Raw genomic sequence first — 25,795 nt, 5'->3', positions numbered from 1 at the left:
GCGAGAGGGTGTCACCTCCAGGTCCTTCGGCGCCGCAGACCGAGGCAGTGGCCGGACACAGGCAGTGGCCGCCGTCACCGCGAGGGGGCGTCCGCCGTCGGCCGGGGGAGTGGGGCTGCCTCCGGGGAGACACCGGCCCGTGGGGCGGCCCGCCGCGGCAGCCTCGTCGCCGCCACCGCGCCGAGCGCCGCGACGGCCGCGAGGACCGTCAGGGTCGGGCCCATCGCGGAGAGGAAGGCGCCGTCCGTCCAGTGCGGCCCCCTGCCCGCGGGGTGCGCGGTCGGGGCGGCGAGGGCGGTCATCAGCGTGGTCGCCGCGGCGATGCCCAGCGTGGGGCCGATGTTCATCGCGGTCTGCTGGAGACCGCCCGCCACCCCCGCCTCGGCGACCGGGGCGTGCCGTACGACGACGGCCGTCGCGGCGACCATCACCGTGCCGAACCCCGCGCCGACCAGCAGGAAGGCGCCACCGGTCGCCGGCGGGCCCGACGCCTGGTCCAGGCGGGACAGGGCGAGGACACCGAGGGCGAGCAGCGCCATCGCGGCCGTGATCGTGCGCCGCGGCCCGTACCGCCGCAGCAGTACCGCCGCGAGCGGCGCGCTCACCACCATCATCAGCGCGAGCGGCAGCGCCCGCAGCGCGCTGTGCAGCGGAGTCAGCGCCAGCACGTCCTGAAGGAAGTACGTCGCCACGAACAGCGCCCCGAACATCGCCGCCGAGGCCGCCACCAGAATCCCCAGGGCGGGCCCGACCGCGGCCGACGCGACAAGGCGGGGCGGCACCAGCGGGCTCGCTGCCCGGCGCTCGTGCCGCAGGAACGCGGCCCCGGTGACCGCCGCCCCGCCGCAGCCCAGCGCGGTCGCCGTCGTCCAGCCGGTCCCCGGGACGCCGACCAGCGTGTGCACGAGGCAGGCCAGCGTCACCGCGAGCAGCGCGGCGCCGGGCACGTCGAGGCGCGGTGCGGGCCCCTCGCGGGGCGGCGCGGGCACCCGTACCGCCCAGGCCAGTACGCCGATGACCAGCGCCGGCACGACGCCGAGGAAGAACACCGAGCGCCAGCCCAGCCGCGTGGCCAGCGCCCCGCCCAGCACCGGTCCGGCCGCCGCCGCGAACCCGATGGCGCTCGTGCGCACCGCGATCGGCATCCCGAGCCGCTCCGGCGGGTACGCCGCCCGCAGCATCCCGAGCGTGGCGGGCTGGAGCAGCGCGCCGCAGACGCCCTGGGCCACACGCAGCCCGATCACCCAGCCGACGCCGGACGCGAGGCCGATCCCCGCCGACGCGAGCGCGAAGCCGAGGGTCCCGACGGCGAAGACCCGCCGGTGCCCGTACCGGTCGCCGAGGCGCCCCGCGAAGACCAGCAGACTCGCGACGGCGATCAGATACCCGGTGCTCGTCCACTGCACCTGGGCGAAGGAGGCGCCCAGATCGCGCTGGAGGGCGGGCTGGACGACGGTCAGCACCGTGCCGTCCAGGGCGACGAGCATCGCGCCGAGCACACTGCACGCGAGGGTCAGGTTCCGCTGCACCCCGGGGCCCGCGCTCATGCCGGCCCCGGACCGAGGTGCGCGTCGAGCGCGGCCGCGATCAGGGGCTCCACGTCCGCCGCCCCCGTGGCGAGCCGCAGGCTGCCCCATCCCCACAGCTGCGCGATGCCGTGCAGGTTCGCCCACAGCGCGCCCGCGACGACCCGGGCCCCCGCGCCGGACGCCGGACCGGCCTCGGCGACCAGTCCGACCAGCACGTCGAAGAGCGGCAGGCTGGTCTCGCGCAGCCCGAGCCCATCGCTCTCCAGCAGGTCGTGGCGGAACATCAGCTCGAACATGCCGGGGTGCTCCGCCGCGAAGCCGAGGTAGGCGCGGCTCAACGCCGTCAGCCGCGTACGGGCGCCCCCCTCGGCGGCGGCTCCGGCCACGCGCTCGGCCAGCTCGGCGTAGCCCCGCCGCGCGATGGCGGACAGCAGCGCCACATGCGTGGGGAAGTGGCGCCGGGGAGCGCCGTGCGAGACCCCCGCCCTGCGGGCGATCTCCCGCAGGGTCAGCGCCTGCACCCCCTCCGCCGCCAGAAGTCCGACGCCGGCGTCCACCAGCCGGGCGCGCAGCCCGGCGTCCTGCTCGCCCGTAGGCGCTCTCTCGCTCATAGACAGTGTCTACTACATTCCGTAGACACTGTCTACGTGTTGCGGGATGCCCAGGGCCCTGTCCTTCGCGGGGGAGGTACGAGGTATCTTGATGTCGAGAAATGTTGCAGACGCGGAGCGGAGCACCCGGTGACTGACTCGACCATCATCTACACCCACACTGACGAGGCCCCGGCCCTGGCGACCCATTCCTTCTTGCCGGTCGTCCAGGCCTACGCCTCGACCGCGGGCGTCAGCGTGGAGACCCGCGACATCTCGCTCGCGGGCCGGATCATCGCGAGCTTCCCCGAGCGTCTGGAGGAGGGCCAGCGCATCAACGACGCCCTTGCCGAGCTCGGCGAGCTCGCCAAGACGCCCGGGGCGAACATCATCAAGCTGCCCAACATCTCGGCCTCGATCCCGCAGCTGAAGGCCGCGATCGCCGAGCTGCAGGGCCAGGGCTACGCGCTCCCCGACTACCCGGACGACCCGAAGACCGACGAGGAGCGCGACATCCGCGCCCGTTACGACAAGGTCAAGGGCAGCGCCGTCAACCCGGTCCTGCGCGAGGGCAACTCCGACCGCCGCGCCCCCGCGTCGGTCAAGAACTACGCCAAGGCCCACCCGCACCGCATGGGCGCCTGGTCGTCCGAGTCGAAGACGAACGTCGCCACCATGGGCGAGAACGACTTCCGCTCCACCGAGAAGTCCGCGGTGATCACCGAGGCCGGCGCGCTGCGCATCGAGCTGACCGGCGACGACGGCTCCACCACCGTCCTGCGCGAGTCCGTACCGGTCCTGCCGGGCGAGGTCGTCGACGCCTCCGTCATGCGCGTCGCCGCGCTGCGCGAGTTCCTCAAGCAGCAGGTCGCCCGCGCCAAGTCCCAGGGCGTCCTGTTCTCCGTGCACCTCAAGGCGACGATGATGAAGGTCTCCGACCCGATCGTCTTCGGCCACGTGGTCCGCGCCTTCTTCCCGAAGACCTTCGCCGCGTACGGCGAGACCCTGGCCGCCGCCGGTCTGACCCCGAACGACGGCCTGGGCGGCATCTTCAAGGGCCTGGAGTCCCTCCCCGAGGGCGACAAGATCAAGGCGTCCTTCGAGGCCGAGCTGGCCGAGGGCCCGGAGCTGGCCATGGTCGACTCCGACAAGGGCATCACCAACCTGCACGTCCCGAGCGACGTCATCGTCGACGCCTCCATGCCGGCGATGATCCGCACCTCCGGCCACATGTGGGGCCCGGACGGCGAGGAGCAGGACACCCTCGCCGTGCTGCCCGACAGCAGCTACGCCGGCATCTACCAGGTCGTCATCGACGACTGCCGCGCCAACGGCGCCTTCGACCCCGCGACCATGGGCTCCGTCCCGAACGTCGGTCTGATGGCGCAGAAGGCCGAGGAGTACGGCAGCCACGACAAGACGTTCGAGGTGCAGACCACCGGCACCGTGCGCGTCCTCGACGGCGCCGGCAAGGTCGTCCTGGAGCAGGCCGTCTCCGCCGGCGACATCTTCCGCATGTGCCAGACCAAGGACGCCCCGATCCAGGACTGGGTCAAGCTCGCCGTCACCCGCGCCCGCGCCACCGGCAGCCCCGCCGTGTTCTGGCTGGACGAGACCCGCGCCCACGACGCCGTGCTCATCGGCAAGGTCCGCCAGTACCTCGCCGACCACGACACCGCGGGCCTGGACATCCGGATCATGTCGCCGGTCGAGGCCACCGCGTTCTCCCTGGAGCGCATCCGCCGCGGCGAGGACACCATCTCCGTCACCGGCAACGTCCTGCGCGACTACCTCACCGACCTGTTCCCGATCCTGGAGCTGGGCACCAGCGCCAAGATGCTCTCGGTCGTCCCGCTGATGAACGGCGGCGGCCTCTTCGAGACCGGCGCCGGCGGCTCCGCCCCCAAGCACGTCCAGCAGCTCGTCAAGGAGAACTACCTGCGCTGGGACAGCCTGGGCGAGTTCCTCGCCCTCGCGGTCAGCTTCGAGCACCTGGCCACCACCACGGGCAACGCCCGCGCGCAGATCCTCGCCGACACCCTGGACCGCGCCACGGCCACGTTCCTGGAGAACGACAAGTCGCCGAGCCGCCGCCTCGGTGGCATCGACAACCGCGGCAGCCACTTCTACCTCGCCCTGTACTGGGCGCAGGAGCTGGCCAAGCAGACCGAGGACGCGCAGCTCGCCGAGGCGTTCGCGGCGCTGGCCAAGACGCTGGCCGAGCAGGAGCGGACCATCGTCGACGAGCTGATCGCGGTGCAGGGCTCGCCGGCCGACATCGGCGGCTACTACCAGCCGGACGCCGCCAAGGCCGCCGCGGTCATGCGCCCGTCCGAGACGCTCAACCAGGCGCTGGCGATCCTGGGCTGACGCCCGGCACGCAGTCGTGAAAGGGCCTCCCGCCCAGTGGCGGGAGGCCCTTTTCGCGTGCTCGCCGTCTTTCCCGTGCCCGCCGCCGACTACGACCGCCGCCGACTACGATCGGCGGCGGGGCTTGCCGCGCTTGGCGGCCGGCTTGGCGCCCTTCGACGGCCGGGCGGGCGCCCCGCGGCGGCCCTTGTCGCCCGCCTTCGCCTTGGCCGCGCCGGCCATGGGCGCGGCCTTGGCCTGCGGCTTGTCCTTGGCGGAGGTCTGCGTGCGGCCCCGCGAACTGTTCACCGTGCGGCCGCGGACGATCCCGATGAAGTCCTCCACCAGGTCCGTCGTCTCCGCCTCCGGCCACGACAGGGCGACGCGGGACTCGGGGGCGTCCGTCACGGGCCGGTAGGTGAGGTCCTTGCGGTGGTGCAGCCGGGCCAGGGACTGGGGCACCAGGAGGACGCCGATGCCCGCGGCGACCAGCTCGATCGCGTCCTCGGTGGTGGCCGGGCGCTCCAGGGCGGGCAGCCCCGGGCGCCGCTCCCACTCCAGCGTCTCGTCGAGCGGGTGCAGCACGACCTCCCCGGCCAGATCCTCGCGGGACACCTCTTCCACGGCCGTCACCACGTGGTCCTTGGGGACCACGACGACCGTCGTCTCGGTGTAGAGGGGGATGGCGCTGAGATCCGTACGGTCGATCGGCAGCCGGACGAATCCGGCGTCGGCGCCGCCCGTGCGCAGCACGTCAGGTGCTTCGGCGGCGGAGACCTGGAGAAGGGTCAGCGGGACGTCGGGCAGCCGCTCGTTCCAGATACGCACCCACTTGGCGGGTGTCACCCCCGGGACGTAGGCGAGCCGGAACGAAGGGGTTACTTCCGAGCCTGTCACCTCGCCAGGCTACCCGGCGTGGTCGGGAGTAGCGCACATGCTCGATACCCTTGACCCATGACGTCGCACCAGACCACCCAGACCATGAAGCCCGCGACCGCGGCGAAGAAGCTGGGTGTGTACCTCCAGGCCACGCCCGCCGAGTTCCAGGAGGGTGTCGTCTCGCGCAGCGAGCTGAACGCGCTGCAGGCCGACCCGCCCGAGTGGCTCCAGGAACTGCGGCGCACCGGCCCGCACCCCCGACCCGTGGTCGCCGCCAAGCTCGGCGTCTCCATCGCGGGCCTCGCCCGCGGCGGGATCACCGAGCCCCTCACCACCGAGCAGATCGACGCGCTGAAGGACGAGATGCCCGGCTGGCTGCGCGAGGAGCGCGCCACGCAGGCCGAGGTCCGCAAGGAAGCGGTGCGGATCAAGGAGAAGCGGGAGGAGCAGGCGGCCAAGCGCGCCGCACGCGCCGACGAGGACGCCCGCTCCTAGTCCCGTCGCCAGGCCCTCAACCGGTCGGCCGCAGGGCCGTCACCAGATCGCGGGGCAGCCCATGGGTGTCGTGGAGGCAGCGGAAGTCCTCCTCGTCCAGCGGGCCCCGGAACCGCGGCCGGGCCAGCACCTGCCGCCCGCGCTCCAGGAGCCGCCCAAAGCGGCGCTCCTCGTCCAGGAGCACCCGGCGCACCTCGCCCGGACCGGCCTCCTGCCGGAACCGGTCCAGGGTGTGCCGGACCAGCTCGTCGGGCAGATCGCCGAGACCGCGCGAGGGATCGTCCCGCCACAGCACGGTCAGCACCCGCCGCACCAGCCGGCGCAGCACGTAGCCGCGTCCGGTGGCGGCCGGGCGCACCCCGTCGCCGATCACCACCACGGCCGAGCGCAGATGGTCGCAGACCACCCGCAGCGACGGCTCGTCCACCGGCCACAGGCCCGGCACGAGCCGCCGCCACGGCTCGAAGACGTCGCACTCGAAGACCGACGTCCGGCCCTGGAGCAGGGCGGCCAGCCGCTCCAGGCCGAGGCCGGTGTCCACGTTGCGCCGGCGCAGCGGCACGAGGGAGCCGTCGGGCAGCCGGCGGTGGCTCATCATCACGTGGTTCCACACCTCGACCCAGCGGGCGTCGCGCGTGGGCGTCGACTCGGGCGGGCCGTCGCCGGTCCACAGGAAGATCTCCGAGTCGGGCCCGCACGGGCCGGGTGAGTCGCCGGGCCACCAGTTGTCCTCGACGGTCAGCTCCACCGGCACCCCGCGCGAGTGCCACAGCTCCAGTGAGTCGGTGTCGGGCCCGCTCCGCTCGTCCCCGCCGAAGGCGGTGGCGTGCAGCAGCCCCGGGTCGACCCCGAACCCCTCGGTGAGCAGCCCGTACCCCCATTCGAGGCTCTGCCGGCCGTCGTAGTCCCCGAGGGACCAGGTGCCGAGCATCTCGAAGACGGTCAGATGCGTGGGATCGCCGACCTCCTCCAGGTCCGTGGTGCGCAGACACCGCTGTACGTCGACCAGCCGGCGGCCCAGCGGATGCGGGCGTCCCTCCAGATACGGGATCAGCGGATGCATGCCCGAGGTGGTGAACAGGACGGGGTCCCCGGGCGGTGGCAGCAGGGTCGAGCCGGTGATCCGGCGGTGCCCGCGCTCCTCGTAGTACTCGACGAACGTACGGACGATTCGTTCGGTGTCCATGGCGGTGGTTCCTTCGCGTCGCTGCGGAGAGGCGCCGGGCGACGGCCCGCTGCTGCACCGGAACCGGGACGGGAGGACCACGGGACACCGGCGGGCCGTTTCCGGTCGCCGGTGGGAGAGGAGTACGTCAGGCGGCGGCAACCGGCGAGCTGGTCGCTCGCGCGGTCGCGGTGCGGCTGGTGCCGGTGACGTTCATGCCGCCGAAGATAACGCGCCGAGGTGTGCCGGGGCACACGATTTACCGGGCGGCGCCGAACCACCTGGGCAGGTGGCGCAGCAGCTCCTCCTGCTCCCCGCCGACCCACGCCACGTGGCCGTCGGGCCGCAGCAGCAGCGCGGGCACGTCCCCTTCCCCCCACGTGTCCACTTCCTCGCACGCGTCCACGACGTGGTCGACCCGGTCCGCCCAGCCCTCCACCGACAGCCGGCCGGTCCGGTCGAGCAGCAGACCGCGGCCGCCGCGCATCAGTTCGTAGAGGCGGCCCTCCTTCAGGTGCACGTCCCGCATCCGCCGGCCGACCAGGTCGTGATCCGCCGCCGGCCCGCCGAAGTCGTAGCGGATGTCGACCGCGGTGATGAGCCCGGTGACGTACCGGTTCACCTCCTCGAAGTCGAGCAGCTTCCCGAACAGCTCCCGCAGCGCGGTCGCGCCGGGGGAGGTGCCGAGCAGCGTGATCTGGGCCCGCGTGTTGGCCAGCACGGCGGCGCCCACCGGGTGCCGTTCGGCGTGGTAGGTGTCGAGCAGCCCCTCCGGGGCCCAGCCGGCGACCGCGGCGGCCAGCTTCCAGCCGAGGTTGAACGCGTCCTGCACCCCGAGGTTGAGGCCCTGTCCACCGGTCGGCGGGTGGATGTGCGCGGCGTCGCCGGCCAGCAGCACCCGGCCGACGCGGTAGCGCTCGGCCTGCCGGGTGGCGTCGCCGAACCGGGAGAGCCAGCGCGGCGAGTGCACACCGAAGTCGGTGCCCGCCGTCGCCCGCAGCTGCCGCTTGAACTCCTCCAGGGTCGGCGCCGCCCGGTCCTCGCTCACCCCGTCGGCGGGCACGACGACGCGGCACACGCCGTCCTCACCGGGCGCGACACCGAACCGCAGCTGGGTCTTGCGGACCTCCGCGACGACGGCGGCGACCTTCGCCGGGTCCTCGGTCATCTCCATGTCGCCGAGCATCGTCTCGACGGTGGCGGGCTCGCCGGGGAAGTCGACCCCGATCAGCTTGCGCACCACGCTGCGCCCGCCGTCGCAGCCGACGACATAGCGGGAGCGCAGCCGGGTGCCGTCCGCCAGCTCGACGCTCACCCCGTCCGCGTCCTGGCTCAGCCCGACGACCTCGCAGCCGCGCCGTAGGTCCGTGCCCAGTTCGCGTGCGCGCTCGTGGAGCAGCCGCTCGGTGACCGGTTGCGGGGCGGCGATGCCGTAGGGGTGCGCCGTGTCCAGCTGCTCCGGCCACGGCTTCATCATGCCGCCGAACAACCCGCCGGCCTGGAACTTCTGGCTGGTGGCGAGAAACCGGTCGAGCAGGCCGCGCTGGTCCATCACCTCGACGCTGCGGACGTGCAGGCCCTGCCCCCGGGACTCCTTGGTCGGCTCGGTCAGTCGCTCCAGCACGACCACGCGCACCCCGTGCAACCGCAGCTCGGCGGCCAGCATCAGACCGGTCGGCCCGCCGCCCACCACGATCACGTCCATCGCGTCCATCATCAATGACATCCATCCGACGAGGCTGCGCGAGCCCGTCTTTTCCGCAGGTCATGAGCTTGAGGGAGCATTCTGCGGGACGAACGGGGCCTTGCGGCAAGCCCCCTGGCGCGCTATAAGTTGACAGTGGCGAGAAGCGTGCAAGCTTCCCGCCCTTCTTCTTTTTCCGGCCCCTCGGGCCGCGCATAGGATCGCCCGCATGGCACTGCGACCCGTACAGGTGAACATCAAGGCCCTCGACGCCTTGGCCGTCGGCCGGTTCTGGGCGCGGGCGCTCGGCTGGCAGGCCTACAGCCCCGGCGTGACCACCTATGTCGGGCCCGCCGGCGGCCTGGTCTGGCCGGACCCCGATGCCGTCTGCGTCGACGTCGTGCCCGTCCCGGAACCGAAGACGGCGGCCAAGAACCGCCTGCACCTCGACCTCGCCACCACCTCCCCGGACCACCAGGCGGAGTTGGTCGCCCGCCTGTGTGCCCTCGGCGCCACACCCGTGGACGTGGGGCAGGGCGATGTGCCGTGGGCGGTCCTCGCCGACCCCGAGGGCAACGAATTGTGCGTACTGGAACCCCGGGAGGTGTACCGGGACACCGGGCCGATCGCCGCGATCGTGGTCGACTGCGCCGATCCGCGGGCCATGGCGCGGTTCTGGGGCGAGGCCATGGACTGGACCGTGCTCGAAGTGGGCGACGACCAGGCGGTGTTGCGCTCCGCCAAGGGGAGCGGCCCGTACCTGGAGTTCCTGCGCACGCCCGGCGCCGGGACGGTGCCGGACCGCGTCCACCTCGACCTGCTGCCCTACCCCGGCGACGACAAGGCGGCGGAGGTGGCCCGGCTGCGGGCCCTCGGCGCCACCGACCTCGATCTCGGCCAGGGCGATGTCCCGTGGACGTGCCTCACCGACCCCAACACACGTAACTACCAGTTCTGAGCATACGTGCACGTCCCAGAACACAGAAGCCCCGCACGGCACTTGGGCCGCACGGGGCGTTTTGCTGCGGTCAGTCGCAGAACGACGACTTCACGGCCGTGACGATGTCCGCGGCCTGGCCGTCCGTGAGGCTCGGCACCGTGCCCCCCTCATAGCGGAGTTTGGCGTTCTTCTGGACCGTCGCCGCGTCCTTACCGCTCTTGAGGTCTGAGCAGACGTTCCGCGCACGGTCTACGGCGCGACTCTCCTTGACGACCAGTCCCGGCTCTACGGCCCGGAGCGCGCGTATCAGCCGTGCGGTCTGCGCAGGGTCCGGCGAGGGGATGCCACTGCTCGCCGCGGGCTTGGACGGCTTCTCGTCGGGCACCTTGTCGGTCTTGGTGGACTCCGTGGCGGACGGGCGGGGCTTGGCTTCCGCCTCGCCGCTCTTGTCGTCCTCGAACAGACTCAGCACCCCACCGAGGGCGAGCACCGCTGCGCCCCCCACCAGCCAGTTGCGTGTTTTCGCTTTCAAGACCCCTCCCCGGATCACATGCAAGATCGCTAATGCCTATCACGGGTCGCCCACGGCGGGTGCGTGCTTCGGACATGGGAAAGCCCCGCCCGGCACGTGGCCGGACGGGGCAGGTTCAGAGCTGGTCAGCGTCGCGGGGGGTCCCAGCGGTATGCGGGTAGTTCATCCCATTGGTTGCGCTGCGGGTAGTTGTGGACGTGGTCCGGGCACACGTAGTGGGTGTACCCGGTTCCACCGCTGACGCTCTGGACGTGTCCCACGATGATGGGGGCGAGCGTGATGCACCCGCAGATGCATCGGACGGGTTCTATGGGCCCGCTGGTGAGTCCTTCGCGGGTCATGCCGACACCCGCTCTCGCCGCACAAGGCTGCCGAGCGCCACGGTTGGGAAGTCGTAGTCCACACCGAGTGCGGCGAACTCGGCAGCCCACACCCGTTCGCGTTTCACGGCGGGCAGCTCTTGTGTGTGCTGGTTTTTGAAGATCGCTCGCACTTCCTGTGAGGACGGGGCGGTCCACGGGCGGGACCAGGGCGAGACGGGGGCGGGTGCGGGCTTGCTCGCGGAGAGGTATTCCGCAGTGTGGCGTCCCGGCCGGCGAGGGGCGAGGACGGAGAGCACCCAAGCGAGGGTGCGGGCGATAAGCTCGCGCATGGTCGTTTCAGCTCTCTGCTAGCTGTCTCGGCTAGCCCCGGCGGACCGGTCCTAAGCGGTCTGTCGGGGCGCTTTCGTTTTCGACCTTAGCCCCATACGTCAAGAGACGTAAAGGTACGTAAAGGCACGTGCATGTACGTGGCTGTAAGTGTGCTGTCGTGCGGCACCCGCTAGCGTTCCTCCCATGGATTACAGCCCCGATGCGAAGATCGTTCGCGACGCTCCCGAGCCCCCGTTTGAACAGCTCGCGGGCATCTTGCGGGCGCGCATCGGTCGGGGTGACTGGAAGCCCCGCCGCCCCCTCCCGTCCGAGACACGGTTGGGCGAGGAATACGAGCTGTCACGCCCGACCGTCCGCCGTTCCATTGCGGCCCTGGTCGCCGATGGGGTGCTGTTCGTCGTCCCGCAGCGGGGAACGTACGTAGCCGGCGAGGCGACCGAGGGCGAGCACCAGGGCGACTAGTCGAACGGCAACCCGAGCTGTGCCGCTACCTTGGCCGCTCGGGCGTGCATGAGCGGGTCCACTACGTCCCACGAGTGCGGGGCGGGGTGCCCGGCGAACAGTACGCACGCGTTGTCGTCGGCCCCGGGCTGGTGCTCTGAACACCAGGACAATCGCGGCGACAGCAGTCCGCCGTTCTCGTTCCACCGGAGCCATACCGCCCCGTGCGGGTCGTGGTACCAGAGCAAGCGTGCGTGGTCGTCTTGGTGCGCCTCGCTGAGTTCACAGCGGGAATCGTCGGGGCTGTCACAGCTGCCAAGCTCCCCATAGCGATTCTCGATCACCAGCGGGGCAACGGCAGCGCATCGGGTCACGGTCGTTCGGCTCATGCGCCGTCGTCCTGGTCGTCCCAGAGCTTCTGTCGTACTGCGCTGCGGGCTAGCTGGTCCAACATGCTCCCGAGCGGGTCCGTCACCTCCCACGAATGGGGCGCGGGATGCCCGACGTAGAACATGCACATCTGCCCGTGCCTCACGGACTTGGGGCAGGTGCTCGCGGGGCACGGAGGCAGCCCGGCGAACCCGCATCTCCGTAGGGCTCCCGCCCCACTCCAGAACAGCCAGAGATCTCGTATAGCGGGTGTGTCAGCAGTCCAGAGCTGTGCGGCGTGCTCGGTGTGGTCATCGTGCTCGCCGAGTTCGCACAACAGGAATTCGCCAACGGCGAGGACATCCGGGGGGTAGTCGGGGCCTCCTTCCATGGCGGTCAGTGCAACGAATGCGTCTATCTCGGGTATCTCGGTGTAAGCGGTGCACTGCAACACGTCGGGGTGTTCCTTGGCAGAGGAATGGGGGCCCCGCCCGCAGATGGACGAGCGGGGCCGCGAGGGGGCAGGGAGTCAGCTACCGAGAGCGGCAGCCACGGCGGACGGTCCGGGGAAGTCCTCGGGGACGGCGTCCATGATCAGCTCGTCCACGGGCTTGCCGAGCCAGAACCCTGAGCGGCGGAGCCGACCAGCGGGCCGAAAGCCTGCCTTTGCGTATGCCTTGGCTCCAGCCGAGTTGGGCTCAAGCACCTTGAGCCACACCGCGCGTAGGTGGGCAAGGTGGAACGCCCAGTCCAGCGTTAGGCGGGTCGCTGCCGTGGCGTGGCCCTTCCCGCGTTCCTCGGGGGCGAGGACCATCACGAACTCAGCAGTTCGCACGTAGGTGTTGACTTCCAGAATCGTCATTCCGACGGGCGACCCGTCGTCCACCCGGACCACCTCGAACTGTTGGAAGCGCTCGTTCCCGCGCTGCCGCTCGTACCCGGCAGCGCGAACCTCCCACGCCTGCGCCCACTGGTTTCCGTACCCCGTGATGGTCGCGGGGTCGTTCTCCCACTTGTGGTACTCGGGCAGCATGTCCGCGCGGGGCATGGCGAGGGCGAGGGTTTCGCCGGTCAACAGGATGTGCGGTTCACTCACGGTCGTACCTTCCTGGTGGCCCGAGCCGATCCGGGCCCATCTGGTGTGTAGGTGGGGGTGTAGAGAGCGGTGTCCGCCGGCTCCTCGACCGGAGACCCGTCCGGGCCTGCTATCCACGCGTGCAGCCGTACGGGGTCAATCGCTACCCCGTGTCGCCACTCGGCGCGGCGTCGAGCGACCGTCAGCATGAGTGCGGCAGCCGTCGCGTCCTCCAGGCACGCCCAGCGCATCGGCAAGAGCTGTGCGGCCCAGCGAACGGCGCGGACAGCGTAGCGAGCCTGTATCACCGTGGCCGGGGGCAAATCGCGCCCCAAGCACGCGAGGCGGACGAGCCGCGAGAATCGGTTCCGACGACGACCGGCGGCCCGCACTGCGGCGGTGGCGAGGACGACCGGCACGGCACGGACCCGCCACCGCAGCGGGACCGGAGCCGGCTCGGGCAGGGTTGCCGACTGTTCGACGGTCCCCCACGTCAGCACGGTGTCCGGAACAGCAACGACGTGCGCACCCATCGCGGTTACCGCGTCGGACGTGGGGCGTAGCTCGGTGCTGCCCGTGTCGTAGTCGAGCACGACGGACGCGTGAGAGGCACGGACGACCACGGTGTTGGCTCGACTCACAGTGCACCGGCCGGGGTCGGTGCGGCGTGCGTCCACTCGGTGTCGGGCGAGCGCTCGACTGCCTCTAACCACGCTTCGGCCGCGAGGGCGGACAGCAGCGGGGGCCAGATGGTTTCCGCGCCGAGGGCAGCCGCGTGAACCGTAGTCCGCAGTGGTTCGGGCTTGATGAGTCCGAGGGCCGCCAGACGACCGTCCGCAAGGCCGAGCACGCGAGCCCTGTTCCTGCGTAGCCCTAGGTGGAAGTCGCCAACCATGAGCCCCTTGGCGGCCCTGGTGCGGTGGTCATCGGGCAGTAGATCAGCGAACGTGTCGGCAAGCATCGGCTTGTACCGCCGAGCCGAGTACCGCTGTTCGACGGGTGCCGAGACCACGGCGTCCAGGACCGCGCCGTCAAAGTAGGGGTTGCCCAGTGCGAGGCCGAGCGAGTCCGCGAGTTGGAGTTCCGAGTACGCCGAGCGTGCCACCGTGCGCAGCTCGGCGACCAGCGCCGTGTTTGCGTTGGGGCCCGTGGTGGTGGTCACCCTCGGTACCGGCGCGGTGAGCCACTGCGGACGCCCGAAATCCGCTCGACCGATCCAGTACGCGTTGCCTCGCAATGCGGCGGCGATCAAAGGGCGGGGACTTTGGCGACGCAGCCGAGCCCAGTCCCGCGCGTCCCCGAACATGCGCACCCATTGCCCGCTACGGGCGAGGCTTGCAAGGTGCGCGGGGGTGGACAGGAACAGGTTGTCCCCGCCGTCTCCGGTCAGGTGGCAGACGGAGCCCACGGCAGCCATGGCGGCGAACTGGTCCGAGAGCAGCGCCCAAACCGCCGTTGACGGAGCCGGCTCGTCCGTGGCGGGCAACGGCACGTCGGCGGTCGTGAACGGCAGATGCCGAGCACTGAGCGGGAACGGGGCCCGGGTCAGGCCAGGGACGTTCAGGGCTTGCGCGTATCGCATGTCCCCGCCGCTGGTGACGCCCGCAGGATGCGCGGTCACACCCGTAATCGATCCGTACTGCGCAGCGAGCAACGTCACGGTCGTTGAGTCCATGCCCGCCAGATCGCTGGTCGCTGTCACTCCCTCGACCCGTACCCGGACCCCCTCGCTTAGCGCTTGCCGTAGTGCTTCCGACGCACCCCGCGGTGTGCGCCTTCTCGGCGACCACCAGCGCATGCACGACGGACCGCCCTCGGCGTCGAGCGTTAGCAGATGCCCCGCGGGGACAGGGGCCACGCCCGCCCACGCGCTACGGTCCGCGGCGGGGCTGTGTTTGTCCCGCAGGTACGCGGCGAGCCACCCGGTATCGATGCGCCCGCCGGCGAGGGGGGACAGGGCGAGGGAACTTGATCCCCAGACCGGCCCGTCCGGCGTGCTGACCGTGTAGAGGGGCGAGGCTGCCCCCGCGTCGGCAAGGACTTCCACGCGTCCCCGTTCGGTCAGGCGGACAACGGTATGTGAGCCCGCCCACGACCGCGCGACCGTCGCAAGGTCCGGGGCCGCGAGAGCGCGGGCAATGTCGTAGTCGGTGGCCGAGCACGGGCCAAGCACGGCGATTCGTGCGGAACCGAGTTCCACGCTCCGGACGTGTTCGGGCTGCCAGTCTCCGCAGACCCACAACGCGGGGTCGTGCCAGAGCAGCCGTGCGCCTGTTGGTGTTGCGGCGGGTCGGTTTCCTGGTGCACGTCCGCCGTACCACCGCGCTTTGCGGTCTTCCATCTCGTCACCTCTCCCACCGCTTGACTGGGAACGGCCCCGTTGGGATCTCTCCCGCGGGGGCCGCCCTGGTGTCGGACTAGCTATACGGCGTCTGTTTCCCTTCGACCGACGACGACGAGTTACCACGCGTCAGCGCGGCAGCGTCGCCGAGTACGACGACCGTCGGAACGTCGCTCTCCTCGGACGTGCCGGGGGTGACTTCCTGGTCCATATGCGTTCCTCCTCTCCACATGAGACGGGTGCACGGTTCCCCCTGCCGAGTAGGGACGCCCACTCTGCGGGACAGGGGGGAGTCTGGTCAGTGCCTCGCGTCCTGCGGCAGCGGAGGCACCTCGGGGCCACGCGTGACCGCCGGAACGCTCCGGTCCCGGCGGGGAATCTCCCACTCATCGAGCCGTTCGGCGAGCCACCTTTCCCCCACGTTCCCGAAGAAACGAGACAGGGACGCGGCGGACTCTCCGCCTTGGTAGCGCTCGGTCACTTCGGCGCGAGCGGCTACGAACTGTGCTCGGGTCTCCGCGAGTTCGGCGCGGGAACGCTTGTGCATTTGGGTTACTCCAGTGCTCTAAATCGTTAGCGTTGGGGCCCGCCCTGGTCGGCGGGGGGGAACCGAAACGCGACCAGGGCGGGGGTTTCGTGGGGCTACCGGAACAGTCCCGCTCGGGGGGCCTTGTGCCGGGGGCCCGCCCTTCGCTGCGGCAGCACCTCGGCCGTGACGGTCCGAGCGGGTACGGCTCCACGGGCGTGGGCAACGATGCGGTCGTGAAGACGAGCGATGCACGGTCCGCAGTAGTAGAGATCGGCGACAACGTGTCCGGTCGTCTGCGCGGGACCGAGCCACAGCACCCGTGCTCGCACCTGGTCGCACCAGCCCCAACACGGGCCCCACGTCCAGCCGTTCCCGTCATCGGTGCTCGCCGGCTCGGGGACGCCCGTCACGTCGGGGTGCAGGATGCCGGACGGCAGGGTGAGGCTCACGGGCCGACCCGGGCCCGGAACTCTCGGCGCAGACCGTTTTCCTCGGTGACGCGCTCCCGAAGCGTGGCCATCAACGGGGACTCCTCGCCCGTGTCGGTCTGGTCGTCGTCGCCCTGGCGCTCGTCCTCGGCCTGGTCCCCGCGGTGGGGGTGCGCCTCGATAATCGCGCTGTACTGCTTCACCCCGCCCGAGTTCCCATTGATGCGCGCTGCCGAGCGACCACGGGTAGCGGCGGTGCAGATGCGGCAGCCGTCGCGCGGGACCGGCTCAAGCGCGGGTTTGCCGGTCGTCCCGGCGTTGGACAAGCCTGCGGGCATGGGGGTACCTCGGTTCCGGAGGGTTCGGAGTTGCAAGCGGTACAACACCTAGAGTGACGCCCCGGCAGTACGCTCAACAGGTCTGACGTGTTTCCAAAGCAGTTGGAAATGGTGGGAGTTGAACAAATGACCGAGCGACCAGCAGGACCCGCCAACGGGTTGGAGTGGTTCGGCAACGAGCTTGAGGAAGCTCTCAGGCACTCGGGCAAGAAGGGGGCCGAACTCGCCGCGTTCACCGGATACAAGCCCCCGTACGTGAGCAAGGTCAAGAACGGCCAAGCGTTGGCGGCGCCCGAGTTCGCCGAAGGCTGTGACCGGTTCTTCAACACCTCGGGGTACTTCGTGCGGACACTCGCCCGCATCGCGTCGTACGGACACCCTGAGTGGTTCGTGCCCTACCTGCGGCTAGAGGAGCGAGCGGCCCGGGTGCTCGACTTCTCGGCGTACCTGATCATGGGCATATTCCAGACTCCGGCATACGCCGAGGCACTGTTCCGCGCAGCACACCCGCGGGACACGGACGACATGATCAAAGAGAAGGTCGGCCTGCGTCTCCAGCGTCGTGGAGTGATAGAGCGCCCGTCCCCGCCCCTCTTGTGGGTGATCCTTGACGAATCGTGCCTACGTCGGGAAGTGGGGGACCGCTCGGTGATGTGCGGGCAGATGGAGCACTTGTTAACCGTGGCGCAAACGCCAGATGTCACGGTTCAAGTGCTCCCCTTCGACTCGGGTGCACCAGCAGCCGCGGAACCGTTTACGCTTCTCACGTTCGGTGAGGACGACGACCAAAGCCCAGTGCTGTACTCAGAGGCACAGGGGTTGGGGCGCGTCATCGACTCGGCGGGCGTCGTGGCGACCGGTACTGAGCGGTATGAGCGTCTGCAAGCCGATGCACTGTCCCCGGAGAAGACTCTCCGTGCAATACGCGACGCGATCAAGGAGTACGCACGATGAGCAACACAGCGGGCCGGACCGTACGTTGGGTCAAGTCCAGTTACAGCAGCGGCGACGGTGGGCAGTGCATCGAGTGGGCTCCCGAGCACGCACACGATACCGGGGACTTTCTGGTCCGAGACAGCAAGGACCCCAACGGACCACAGCTCAAGTTGACCCGCGAGGGCTTCGCGGGCTTGGTCGCCTTTGCCAAGTCCCGCGGCTGACCCTCGCCCGGGTCGAGCCCTGCCAGCCCCGCCCCTCCATCCGGGAGCGGCGGGGCTGGCGTGTGTGCTACGCGGCGAGTCCGAAGCTACGGAACGCACGGATCACGAGCAGCGGGGGCGGCCCCAGCTCGGGTGTGCGGTCGGTCAGATAGACCCCCCACTTTCCGTGGCGTCCGGGCACCTTGTGCACGCTGACCCCGTACCGCTCGGTGATCCGGTGACGGACGAGCACCGCCGCGAGCCGTTGCGTCTCCGCCCATGCGTCGCCTCTGTCATCGCGCCCGAGAACGAACGTCCGGGCCGCCATCACGCGCATCACGCGGCCAGCAACATGGTTGCGGCGGGCTCGTGCTGCCCGTAGGCGCACGCGGTCCATGGCTCGTCCCACTGGACCCATAGACCCGTCTCGGGGCTCCGGATCCACTCGACCGAGCCGGCGAGTCCTTCCGTGGCCCTGTCTCGGGCGAGCAGCCGGAACCATTTGTGTTGAGCCACGGCGCGCAGCAGCCGCGCGACCGTACCCCCGTGTGCGTCAAGCGCAACGGACAGGTCGTCGCACGACCTAATCCGGACTTCCCCCAGCACTGCGGGCAGCTCGGGGCACTCGCCCCACACACCCTCGTTACCCCCGTTGTTCAGCTCGTGCGAAGGCACGATCACTCTCGTCTGTACCCGAAACTCCTTGCGGTGCGTGACCATGCGATGACGTTAGTACACACGTTCGGTTTGCGGAAGGGCATATTTCGGCGTGGTGCGCGTCGCCGTCTGGCCTGATCCAGAGCGCAACTATCAGGGGGTACGACGCCGCGACCGGCCACTTAGTTGCACAAGTCGGGCACGATCTCGAAATCTGTAAGATTCAACAGTTTTGCTAAACGGCATGACGAAGGGCCCCCCGCCGAAGCGGAGGGCCGTTACGTTGCGTTACTGACCGGGGGTTCACTCCCGCGGTTCGGTGAACTCCCGTACGCCGCAAGGCGATTGACGCTCGGTGGTCGCATGCTTACCTGAGAGCAGCCGTTCAGCCTCGCCGGCTCGACGTACGACGGTCGCGACCGTGCGCCCCTCGGCGTTCCGAACGTGAATATCCACCAGGGGTCCGCGACGCGAAATCTGGACGGTCCCGCCGTCTCGGGTAGGGATCGTGGTCACCATGCGCGTGCACCAGCTCGGTACAGCTCGGAGAAACGATTCTTCCCCTTCACCCGCGCTTGCCTGACCTGGTAAGGGGTCGCGCCCATGTCGTCCGCCAGCACTGCGTCAGGCTGGTCGCCGTAGTGCCCGACCGGCGCAATGCCGTGGTCGGCCTTGAGTACATGGCGCTGACGCTCACTCAACAGCCCAAGGGCGCGGTGGACTTGTTCGCGGACCACGCGGCGGCGGTGGCTCGCGATGTCGGCGGAGTCCACCAGGTCCGCGGGGACGCCCATTTCCTGAGCGATCACGTCCCCGAGTGTGAAGCTCTCACCGTGGCGGCCCTGGTTGAACGGCCGGTCAAGCGAGTCAAGGCCGAGCCAGGAAAGGCGCGCGGCACGGGCAAGGTCGGGGGACAGCTTGTCGCTTCCCATTTCGTCGGACGCTGCGATCTTCTCGGCCTCGTACGGGTCGCCGGCTGCCCGGCACAGCGCCGCCTCGAAACGCTTTGCGGTGTAGATGCTGACCCCGGGGCGAGTCGCTTCCCTGCGCGCGTCCGCCATGGCCCGGGTGATGCTGCGCTCAATGTGCGCCATGAATTGGGCGGGGTCGTCTCCGCCAAAGTCGCCGAGGGCTTCCCAAACGGCTATTCGCCCCACCTGTGCGAGGTCTTCCACCAAGTCCGTATCCGTGTGACCGGCGGTGGTGGCGAACCGGCGGGCCCGTGCCATCACGAGTTCTTCCGTCTCGCTGATTACCGACGACACGGCATCCAGGTCGTTGCGCTTGGCGTCGGCAATTTGGGTATGCGTGAGCTGAGTCAAGGGGCACCGTTCCGGGTGGGATTTGATGGCCCCTGTAGGGACCGAGGGTTTCCCGGAACGGCGAGGACGGGCCCATGACGGAACTCGAACTCGTTTAACCAATGCGCATGGATAAGGGCATAGAAAAGCCCCGTCCCGGGTGGTGCAGGACGGGGCTTGCGCATTGCCGCTTCACTGCTGCATTCAAGGTTTCGCCTTAATGCAGGGGTACGGCAAAGGTGTTACTACAGACATATAAGGACGTAATGTAATGAACCCCGGAGTTCATGCCCCGAGTCGTAATGTGCTGGTCACGCGGGGTAGCAAAACTGGGCCTAAGTCATCCCCGAGGACGAGACAAGCGGGGCGCGGCTACTTCTCAGGGATGAGGCAGAGGCCCCGGCGGATACGTATCCGTGATCCGAACGAGCGCAACCGCGGGGGCCGTTCACCGGTCTTACTAGGGCGTCTTTCAACTACGGAACGTGGTGGGATACCGTCGGTAACGCCGACTGTGTGTCACTAGAAATCGGCGCCGTACAGGCTTCCCCACGACCGCCCGCCGATCTCTGCGTCCGCCTCGATGGGCACCCCGTAGAGCGTCCACGTCATGCAGCGCTTGAACTCGCGGGCAATCTCCTCGGCCTCCTTCGCGGGGACCGACGCCAACAGCTCATCGTGAATTGGCAAGCGGCAGTATTCGAGCAAACCGGCGGACTCAACATTCAGCATGGCTTGCCCGAGAACATCGCGGGCGACGCTTTGGCAGGCATAGTTGACCACGGCGTAACTGCGGTCCCGGTCGAGCGGAAGCCTGCGACCCGTCGCCGAGACAAAGACCATGCCGTTTTGATAAGCCTCACGCTGCCACCGCGAGGACGCACGCTTGATCTCCGGAAAGGCGCGGTCGTATGCGGCTACCGCTTGCGCAATCTCCGCTTCCGTCGCCCCGGTCTGTCTCGAAATCGTTCGGATGCCGCCCCCGTACACCTTTCCGAAACCGGCACCCTTGAAGACCTTTCGATCCTTCGGTGTTGCGGCATCGCCCTTGATGAGGCGCGCGGTATAGGCGTGAATGTCGAACTTCTCGCCGCCGCTAAGGAATCCCTCTTTCATGCGCCGGACGTTGGCGAGGGCTGCGAGGACCCGCATTTCAATTGCCTGAAAGTCGGTGCTGACCATCACGTGTCCAGGCTCGGCGAGGATCGCGCGGCGGATCACGTGGTCCGAACTCGGTAGCTGGTGCAACCCGTCCGTCACAGACATACGTCCTGTCCGTGCCGCGAGCGGCGCTATCGTCGGGTGGATGCGCCCCGCCGCATCGAGCTTGGTCATGAACCGCTCGGCGTACGACGTGCCCCACTTGCTCGCCCTCTTGGCCCGAAGTACCGCGTAAGCGAGGGGGTTTGGCTCGCGGGCTCCGATGCGCTGCCAGTCCCGGTCAAGGTCTGCGAGGGGCAACAGGACTTGCTTGTCCACCTTGAGCGCGCCCGAGTCGGTCCGCTCGGTCAGCGTCTCGCCCATGGCTCCAAGGGCTTCCGCCACCTGCGCGGGGCTGCCGACCGAGGTCACGCCGTACCGCGCGGCGATGGCCCCGTACTTCTCGGCTTCTTCGGCGAGCCGGCGGGCGAGCGGGGCCGCGTAGTCCTGGTCCACCAACAGCCCTGTGCGCTGCATCGTGGCGCAGAGTCTCGCTAGTTCGTGCTCGTACGTCACCAGCTCGGGGCGCACGCCGAGCCGGCCGAGTTCCCGACGCAGCGCGGGGGCGAGCCGCGCCGTAAAGATCACGTCGAGACCTGCATAGAGCAAGTACGTAGGGTGCGTCAGCGGGATTCCCGCCCATCCGGTCTCTTTGGTGAACCCGAGCGAGTTGAAGACCTTTGTAAGACCGCCCTGAGTGTCCGGAGCCGCAGGGTCAATCCACTTCGCCGAAAGGGGCTTGAGTGCGGTTCCTGCTCCACCCTCGGATGGTTGACGAGGATCGCAGAGCGCCGCGAGGATGCGCGTATCCGTTGTCCGCGGCGTGAGGTCTTCCAACGGGATTCCTGCGCACTGTCCGAGGACTAGCCAGTCATAGGCAGCGTTGTGAATCATGATTTCCCGGCAACGCAAGAGCGCGTCACGGGCGTACGACTCGTGATAGCCGCCCCGCTCGTACAGGATCACCCACGCGTCGCGCTCATCCCCGAATTGCACTGTGCGCAGCCGAAACGATGCGCTGAATACCTCCAAACCCGTGGTCTCGGTGTCTATGGCGATAGGGCCCCGCTCGCGCGCCCGGTAAAGCCACTTCCAGAACTCGCCGAGGTCTTCCGTCGTCTCGGGCACGTGAACAGTCACCGGCTCGCCGGCTACGTCGTGCCGTAGTTCGATCATGCTTCCCCCCGAAAACAAAAAAAGGGGGCCGCCCACCTGGTCAAGGTGAACGGCCCCGCTGCGGTGGTGCTACTTGCCGAAAATCCCCGGGCCGGTCTGTTCGGGCATTACCTCGGCGAGGCGCAGACAGCCGAGGGAGATACCCCTCTTGGTGCGTCTCTTGGTCGCTCCGCGTTCCTCCATGGCGGAATAGAAAGCCTGCCGGGTCCAGCGTTCGCGGCCAGGTAGGTTCTCGTCCTCGCACCATTCCAAATAGCGATTGAAAGCGTCGTTTCCGCTCATGGACTCGGAGTCATCGGCCCACTCCAGAACGCCCGGAAGGAAACCCGCGAGCGGGTCCGAGGTCTCCCGGTACTCCTGCGAGGCACCCGTGATGACCTGCGGGTCTTGCAGCCCGTTGCGGTACCAGGACACCGCCCCGCGGACCGCCCATGCGGCGATGCCCTCGGCCTCGGCGAGCAGCTTCCTATCTAGCGCGGGGTCACGTTCGGCGGGGGCAAACCACCGCTTGAATGGAATCAATTTAACCCGGCGCCACAGACCATCGTCCTGCGACTTGAATTTTGGCTTGTGGTTCGTGGCCAGCAGCAGCAGAAAGGACGGCCGGAACTCAAAGAATTCTTGACGCAAGAACCGCGCCGAGATCATGTCTTTACCGGTCACGCGCTTGAGAATAGATTCCGACATGGGCTTACCGGATTCGCCCTCGGAGGCCATGACAAGCCGGGCGCCACGCAATGCCGCGATATCGTTGGGGATACCACCGCTCTTACGTTCCTCGAACGTGTCGAACGGCGTCGTCCGGGAGATTTCCCGGAACACGGATGTAAGCGTGTCCACGAGCACGCTTTTGCCGTTGGCGCCCTTGCCCCAGAGAACCGAGAATGCCTGTTCCGTGGTGTGGCCTGTGATGCCGTATCCGACCATGCGTTGAATGTAGGCGGGCATGTCGGGCATCCCGGGAAAGATTTCCTCTAGGAATGCCTCCCATCGCGGACACGTCGCGTTCGGGTCGTAGTCGATGTCGAGCGCGTACGTGAGTAGGTCGGCCTGGTCGTGCGGGCGGAGCCGACCCGTGCGGAGATCGACCGTGCCGTTGCGGAAGTTCAGCAGGTCGTGCCGGTCGTCAAAATCGGTGGCGCCGATGGACACGTTGGGGACCGAACAAAGCTCGGTCAGCAGCGCGTCAATGCGTGAAGTCATGGTGAAACCACGGGCCAACTGATTTTGACCTGCGAGCACCAGGGCGGCCCCCATGCGGTGGATTTCCTGCCTCACCCGCATATCCGAGCGGACCCAAATCCGGCCGTTCCAGGTATAGAAACCGAGACCCGCCGCGTAACGGATCGTGCCGTTGTTGAACGCGACCAGGGCGTGAGCGTTCATGGCGTCGCTCTCGCCGTACTGGCCCACCAGGTCGGACAGGATGCGCGCGGCCTCGCTGCCCTGGTCCCGGGACACCGAGTCGGCCCCCGTCCGCGTCGCCAACTCGGCGGACCGCTCGTCGGCCTGTACGTCAGCGCTTTGACGTACGGGGTGAGCCGACTTAACGGCACGGTGTAGCTCGGCGGGGAACCCGCTCGGATCGCGTGCACGCCAGTCGGTCAGGTCATCGCCCTGGTGGGGAATGTCGAGCACGTGCGCGGTGACCCCGTGGGCGGTCAGGCCCTCGGCGAGACGCTGCGAGAACCCCGAGCCCGCGCGGTCGTTGTCGCCGCAGATGATGACGAGCTGTCCGCGCAGGCCCTCGGCGAGTTCGGCAACCAGCTCGGGCGAGCCGGCGAGGGACGCACCGCGGACCACCACGGCGTCGTAGCCCACCGCAACGGCCGTGAGGCCGTCCCCGGGGCCCTCGGTGACCAGGACCGTGCCGTAACCGCCCTGCCCCCGCATCACGCCGTAGGGAGCCCACCTGTGCCCGCGAGGGTTGACCAGGGACAGCCACCGCCCGGGGCAGTCGCCGGTCAGGTCTCGTCCCTGCAATCCGCGGGTCGTCCCGTCGAACCCCAGTAGGGGGACGGTCAGCCTTGCGAATGCGCGGTAGCCGCGGGAGAGGTAGGGGAAGTTCTCGGCCTGGTGCCCGTCGTCCACGCCGAGCCCGAGTTCCGCGGCGGTCTCCAGGTCGAGCCCGAACCGTGCGGCGAGGTAGTCCCGGGCCCGCTCGGGCCACTCGTCGGCGGAGCCGAGAGCGAGCGAGCACCGGTCCGCGTACGCGGCGAGGGCCGCAGTGTGCGCGACGGGGACGAGTTGCGGGCGTCCGGCCGCCACCACGGCCCCGGGGCCGGTCGCGTCGAACAGGTCGGCCCACCCGAGCCGTACCGCGGCGATCACGTCGGCCGTGTCACACCCTGCCCGACACGTAAGCCTGATCTTGAAGTCCTCGCCCCGCCAGATGCGCAGCGAGGGCCGCGAATCGGAGTGCGCTGGACAGAGAGCCGAGTAACCGCCGTCGGCCTCGCTGGACACCGACTCGAACCGCCCGAGCAGATCAGCGAACAGCACGCGCGCTCACCCCCGAGGGGACGTTGCGGCGGTAGTCGCCGACCAAGTGGGTGAAGTCCCGCACGGTGGTGGTCAGGTACCACCGGCCCGTGTCGAGTCCGCGCAGGGAGACCGACCAGCCGTAGAGTGCCGCGAATTCTTGCGTGGGCATCCCGAGGGCGAGCCGTATTCGGGTCCACGTCCGCACCGACACATGCACTCGGCCCATGGCGACGGAGTGACCGCGCACCTTACGTACGACGATTCCGTACGGGAATCCCGCGTGCCTCGCCTCGATCTCCGCCTGTCGAATCCAGGTGGGCACGGCGGGGGTCTTGGTGTTCTTCGCTTCCAGCACGAACGGGGCCGCGTGGATATCGCCCACGTCCCGCGCGCCTTCCTGCGCGGCGCGGCGCACGTTCGCCCCGTTCATCGGGTCGAGAAACTTGCCGTGCGCGTCCACCAAGCCGAGGGCCGCGTTTAGGTAGTCGCGTACCGCGCTCTCCCACTGCGTCCCCTTGACCTTGTTCGGGTTAGCCATCGTCGCCCACCCGCTGAATACGGGCTCCGCGTCCCATGGCGTGGGCAGCGGCAGCGAGATAGCGAATCCAATCGGGCCGCGTGGTGTAGTCAGGGTTCAGGTGCAAGGTGTCGCCCTCGCCGAGGGCCCGCACGTCACCGAGCGGTGGTGCCTGGTGCTTCGAAATAGTGATTTCCATGAATCCCCCCATGCGAAAGGGCCGACCACACCCCCGCGGGTACAGTCGGCCCTTTCTGTGTTGTGCGTCTTACTACTGGTCGCGCTCGCCCGTGGCGTCCGGGATGATCAGCCGCACGTGTTCGGCGGAGATCCATTCGGACCGCAGAGAGCGGCGCTTAGTGAATCCGGACTCAATCCCGGTCGGCCGTACGAGCAGCATCGGCCGGAGCCGTCCGCCTTCGATGCGTGCCGTTACCCGTCTCACCAGAGCATCGGCGAGCCGCACCCGATTGCCCTGCCTCGCCGCGTAGGCGACGAGATCCCCCGGATACAGTTCCTCGCCCGCGTAGTCCGTGACCACGCCCCTTTTCCCCATGAGTCCCCCTCGGGATGTCGCGGTGTGTCAGCAGGTGCCGAAATGCCGCGTAAGCCTGCGGCGGGCAAACTCCGTTACCGATGGCGCGGAGCTGTTCACGGCGGTTGAGCCCCGGGACAGCTGTGACCCAACCCGGGATGCCCATAAGCCACTCGGCGAATTGCGCGGTGACTCGGACCCCGCCCCGGGGGCCCTTTTCGGTCGGAGCCGGCGCAGGACAGCCGGTCAGTTCTTCCCACCGGCGGATTGCGGGCAGGAAGTCTCCCCACCATGCGGAAGGAGAATGACGAACGTCCGCAGATTCATCCCACCCGTCCGCTTTGGGGAATTCCCCGGACCCCCCGTCGAGTCGGAGGCGGTTGGAGTAGGGCAGTAGGTAGCAGGCTTCATCGGCGAGGGTGGCGGCGTGAGGACGGCAGCTATTCCCC

General features: G+C 69.1%; 24 protein-coding genes. 6 read left to right on the top strand and 18 right to left on the bottom strand.

Features of this window, described 5'->3' with window-relative positions; all coding sequences use genetic code 11:
- Nucleotides 1-74 precede the first annotated feature (74 nt).
- Together ABZ385_RS23010 and ABZ385_RS23005 are read right to left on the bottom strand one after the other, a co-directional pair.
- A complete protein-coding gene (locus tag ABZ385_RS23010) occupies nt 75-1,547 on the bottom strand; it encodes an MFS transporter (RefSeq protein ID WP_358577758.1) in 1,473 nt (490 codons plus the stop codon).
- Nucleotides 1,544-2,140, bottom strand: a complete 597-nt coding sequence (locus ABZ385_RS23005; protein ID WP_358577761.1) for a TetR/AcrR family transcriptional regulator — start codon at nt 2,138-2,140, stop codon at nt 1,544-1,546. The genes ABZ385_RS23010 and ABZ385_RS23005 overlap by 4 nt, the downstream gene beginning before the upstream one ends.
- 129 nt (nt 2,141-2,269) lie before the next feature.
- Here ABZ385_RS23005 and ABZ385_RS23000 point away from each other — a divergent pair, with 129 nt between their 5' ends.
- On the top strand, nt 2,270-4,489 hold the full coding sequence (locus ABZ385_RS23000) for an NADP-dependent isocitrate dehydrogenase (RefSeq protein ID WP_358577764.1): 2,220 nt from the start codon (nt 2,270-2,272) through the stop codon (nt 4,487-4,489).
- Nucleotides 4,490-4,594: 105 nt separating this feature from the next.
- On the opposite strand, the gene ABZ385_RS22995 is transcribed toward ABZ385_RS23000, so the two are convergent.
- Nucleotides 4,595-5,365 carry a LysR substrate-binding domain-containing protein gene (locus tag ABZ385_RS22995; protein ID WP_358577767.1) on the bottom strand — a complete coding sequence of 257 codons (771 nt, stop codon included), beginning with the start codon at nt 5,363-5,365 and terminating at the stop codon, nt 4,595-4,597.
- 57 nt (nt 5,366-5,422) lie between these two features.
- On the opposite strand from ABZ385_RS22995, the gene ABZ385_RS22990 reads away from it, so the two are divergent.
- Entirely contained in the window at nt 5,423-5,842 is a 420-nt protein-coding gene (locus ABZ385_RS22990) for a DUF5997 family protein (protein WP_358577770.1), read from the top strand.
- Between the two features lie 16 nt (nt 5,843-5,858).
- On the opposite strand, the gene ABZ385_RS22985 is transcribed toward ABZ385_RS22990, so the two are convergent.
- Together ABZ385_RS22985 and rox are read right to left on the bottom strand one after the other, a co-directional pair.
- On the bottom strand, nt 5,859-7,028 hold the full coding sequence (locus ABZ385_RS22985) for an alanine--tRNA ligase-related protein (RefSeq protein ID WP_358577773.1): 1,170 nt from the start codon (nt 7,026-7,028) through the stop codon (nt 5,859-5,861).
- A 238-nt stretch (nt 7,029-7,266) separates the two neighbouring features.
- Nucleotides 7,267-8,721, bottom strand: a complete 1,455-nt coding sequence (rox, locus tag ABZ385_RS22980; protein ID WP_358912994.1) for a rifampin monooxygenase — start codon at nt 8,719-8,721, stop codon at nt 7,267-7,269.
- A 199-nt stretch (nt 8,722-8,920) separates the two neighbouring features.
- Here rox and ABZ385_RS22975 point away from each other — a divergent pair, with 199 nt between their 5' ends.
- A complete protein-coding gene (locus ABZ385_RS22975; protein ID WP_358912930.1) occupies nt 8,921-9,649 on the top strand; it encodes a VOC family protein in 729 nt (242 codons plus the stop codon).
- 70 nt (nt 9,650-9,719) lie between these two features.
- On the opposite strand, the gene ABZ385_RS22970 is transcribed toward ABZ385_RS22975, so the two are convergent.
- A complete protein-coding gene (locus ABZ385_RS22970) occupies nt 9,720-10,163 on the bottom strand; it encodes a DUF732 domain-containing protein (RefSeq protein WP_358912928.1) in 444 nt (147 codons plus the stop codon).
- Nucleotides 10,164-10,999: 836 nt separating this feature from the next.
- Here ABZ385_RS22970 and ABZ385_RS22965 point away from each other — a divergent pair.
- Entirely contained in the window at nt 11,000-11,278 is a 279-nt protein-coding gene (locus tag ABZ385_RS22965; protein WP_358912926.1) for a winged helix-turn-helix domain-containing protein, read from the top strand.
- 877 nt (nt 11,279-12,155) lie between these two features.
- Here the strand turns inward: ABZ385_RS22965 and ABZ385_RS22960 are convergent.
- The 5 genes from ABZ385_RS22960 to ABZ385_RS22940 form a co-directional block, all read right to left on the bottom strand.
- A complete protein-coding gene (locus ABZ385_RS22960) occupies nt 12,156-12,722 on the bottom strand; it encodes a GNAT family protein (protein ID WP_358577789.1) in 567 nt (188 codons plus the stop codon).
- Nucleotides 12,719-13,234, bottom strand: a complete 516-nt coding sequence (locus tag ABZ385_RS22955; protein ID WP_358577963.1) for a lasso peptide biosynthesis B2 protein — start codon at nt 13,232-13,234, stop codon at nt 12,719-12,721. Before ABZ385_RS22955 ends, ABZ385_RS22960 begins: the two co-directional genes overlap by 4 nt.
- A gap of 104 nt (nt 13,235-13,338) precedes the next feature.
- Nucleotides 13,339-15,042, bottom strand: coding sequence for an albusnodin/ikarugamycin family macrolactam cyclase (locus ABZ385_RS22950; protein ID WP_358577791.1), 1,704 nt, complete (start codon nt 15,040-15,042; stop codon nt 13,339-13,341).
- 76 nt (nt 15,043-15,118) lie between these two features.
- The gene (locus ABZ385_RS22945) at nt 15,119-15,253 is read right to left on the bottom strand and encodes an albusnodin family lasso peptide (protein ID WP_358577794.1); all 135 of its coding nucleotides are present in this window, start codon (nt 15,251-15,253) and stop codon (nt 15,119-15,121) included.
- A gap of 763 nt (nt 15,254-16,016) precedes the next feature.
- The gene (locus ABZ385_RS22940; protein ID WP_358577797.1) at nt 16,017-16,337 is read right to left on the bottom strand and encodes a hypothetical protein; all 321 of its coding nucleotides are present in this window, start codon (nt 16,335-16,337) and stop codon (nt 16,017-16,019) included.
- A 126-nt stretch (nt 16,338-16,463) separates the two neighbouring features.
- Here ABZ385_RS22940 and ABZ385_RS22935 point away from each other — a divergent pair, with 126 nt between their 5' ends.
- Both ABZ385_RS22935 and ABZ385_RS22930 read left to right on the top strand, forming a co-directional pair.
- Nucleotides 16,464-17,291 (top strand): DUF5753 domain-containing protein, encoded by an 828-nt coding sequence (locus tag ABZ385_RS22935; protein WP_358577799.1) that lies wholly within the window; start codon nt 16,464-16,466, stop codon nt 17,289-17,291.
- Complete coding sequence (locus tag ABZ385_RS22930; RefSeq protein WP_358577801.1) at nt 17,288-17,497, top strand: DUF397 domain-containing protein; 210 nt, start codon at nt 17,288-17,290, stop codon at nt 17,495-17,497. The genes ABZ385_RS22935 and ABZ385_RS22930 overlap by 4 nt, the downstream gene beginning before the upstream one ends.
- A gap of 67 nt (nt 17,498-17,564) precedes the next feature.
- On the opposite strand, the gene ABZ385_RS22925 is transcribed toward ABZ385_RS22930, so the two are convergent.
- The 7 genes from ABZ385_RS22925 to ABZ385_RS22895 form a co-directional block, all read right to left on the bottom strand.
- Nucleotides 17,565-17,816 carry a hypothetical protein gene (locus ABZ385_RS22925; protein WP_358912924.1) on the bottom strand — a complete coding sequence of 84 codons (252 nt, stop codon included), beginning with the start codon at nt 17,814-17,816 and terminating at the stop codon, nt 17,565-17,567.
- Complete coding sequence (locus tag ABZ385_RS22920; protein ID WP_358912922.1) at nt 17,813-18,196, bottom strand: hypothetical protein; 384 nt, start codon at nt 18,194-18,196, stop codon at nt 17,813-17,815. The genes ABZ385_RS22925 and ABZ385_RS22920 overlap by 4 nt, the downstream gene beginning before the upstream one ends.
- Before the next feature lie 449 nt (nt 18,197-18,645).
- Complete coding sequence (locus ABZ385_RS22915) at nt 18,646-19,455, bottom strand: sigma factor (RefSeq protein ID WP_358577805.1); 810 nt, start codon at nt 19,453-19,455, stop codon at nt 18,646-18,648.
- Nucleotides 19,456-19,956: 501 nt separating this feature from the next.
- The gene (locus ABZ385_RS22910; RefSeq protein WP_358912920.1) at nt 19,957-21,810 is read right to left on the bottom strand and encodes a DNA polymerase; all 1,854 of its coding nucleotides are present in this window, start codon (nt 21,808-21,810) and stop codon (nt 19,957-19,959) included.
- A gap of 69 nt (nt 21,811-21,879) precedes the next feature.
- A complete protein-coding gene (locus tag ABZ385_RS22905; protein WP_358577810.1) occupies nt 21,880-24,312 on the bottom strand; it encodes a phage/plasmid primase, P4 family in 2,433 nt (810 codons plus the stop codon).
- A complete protein-coding gene (locus ABZ385_RS22900; protein WP_358577812.1) occupies nt 24,299-24,832 on the bottom strand; it encodes a hypothetical protein in 534 nt (177 codons plus the stop codon). Before ABZ385_RS22900 ends, ABZ385_RS22905 begins: the two co-directional genes overlap by 14 nt.
- Before the next feature lie 250 nt (nt 24,833-25,082).
- Nucleotides 25,083-25,352, bottom strand: coding sequence for a hypothetical protein (locus tag ABZ385_RS22895; RefSeq protein WP_358577814.1), 270 nt, complete (start codon nt 25,350-25,352; stop codon nt 25,083-25,085).
- Nucleotides 25,353-25,795: the final 443 nt, after the last annotated feature.

The organism is Streptomyces sp. NPDC005898, from assembly GCF_040629635.1.
In the GTDB taxonomy this organism is placed as follows: domain Bacteria; phylum Actinomycetota; class Actinomycetes; order Streptomycetales; family Streptomycetaceae; genus Streptomyces.
This window is presented reverse-complemented; position numbering and strand designations above follow the sequence as displayed.

Bases quoted from the DNA above. Each gene is read 5' to 3' on its own strand.
- ABZ385_RS23010 (WP_358577758.1), bottom strand. From the start codon at position 1,547: ATGAGCGCGGGCCCCGGGGTGCAGCGGAACCTGACCCTCGCGTGCAGT.
- ABZ385_RS23005 (WP_358577761.1), bottom strand. From the start codon at position 2,140: ATGAGCGAGAGAGCGCCTACGGGCGAGCAGGACGCCGGGCTGCGCGCC.
- ABZ385_RS22990 (WP_358577770.1), top strand. From the start codon at position 5,423: ATGACGTCGCACCAGACCACCCAGACCATGAAGCCCGCGACCGCGGCG.
- ABZ385_RS22985 (WP_358577773.1), bottom strand. From the start codon at position 7,028: ATGGACACCGAACGAATCGTCCGTACGTTCGTCGAGTACTACGAGGAG.
- rox (WP_358912994.1), bottom strand. From the start codon at position 8,721: ATGGACGCGATGGACGTGATCGTGGTGGGCGGCGGGCCGACCGGTCTG.
- ABZ385_RS22975 (WP_358912930.1), top strand. From the start codon at position 8,921: ATGGCACTGCGACCCGTACAGGTGAACATCAAGGCCCTCGACGCCTTG.
- ABZ385_RS22965 (WP_358912926.1), top strand. From the start codon at position 11,000: ATGGATTACAGCCCCGATGCGAAGATCGTTCGCGACGCTCCCGAGCCC.
- ABZ385_RS22955 (WP_358577963.1), bottom strand. From the start codon at position 13,234: ATGGGTGCGCACGTCGTTGCTGTTCCGGACACCGTGCTGACGTGGGGG.
- ABZ385_RS22950 (WP_358577791.1), bottom strand. From the start codon at position 15,042: ATGGAAGACCGCAAAGCGCGGTGGTACGGCGGACGTGCACCAGGAAAC.
- ABZ385_RS22945 (WP_358577794.1), bottom strand. From the start codon at position 15,253: ATGGACCAGGAAGTCACCCCCGGCACGTCCGAGGAGAGCGACGTTCCG.
- ABZ385_RS22940 (WP_358577797.1), bottom strand. From the start codon at position 16,337: ATGCCCGCAGGCTTGTCCAACGCCGGGACGACCGGCAAACCCGCGCTT.
- ABZ385_RS22935 (WP_358577799.1), top strand. From the start codon at position 16,464: ATGACCGAGCGACCAGCAGGACCCGCCAACGGGTTGGAGTGGTTCGGC.
- ABZ385_RS22930 (WP_358577801.1), top strand. From the start codon at position 17,288: ATGAGCAACACAGCGGGCCGGACCGTACGTTGGGTCAAGTCCAGTTAC.
- ABZ385_RS22920 (WP_358912922.1), bottom strand. From the start codon at position 18,196: ATGGTCACGCACCGCAAGGAGTTTCGGGTACAGACGAGAGTGATCGTG.
- ABZ385_RS22910 (WP_358912920.1), bottom strand. From the start codon at position 21,810: ATGATCGAACTACGGCACGACGTAGCCGGCGAGCCGGTGACTGTTCAC.
- ABZ385_RS22900 (WP_358577812.1), bottom strand. From the start codon at position 24,832: ATGGCTAACCCGAACAAGGTCAAGGGGACGCAGTGGGAGAGCGCGGTA.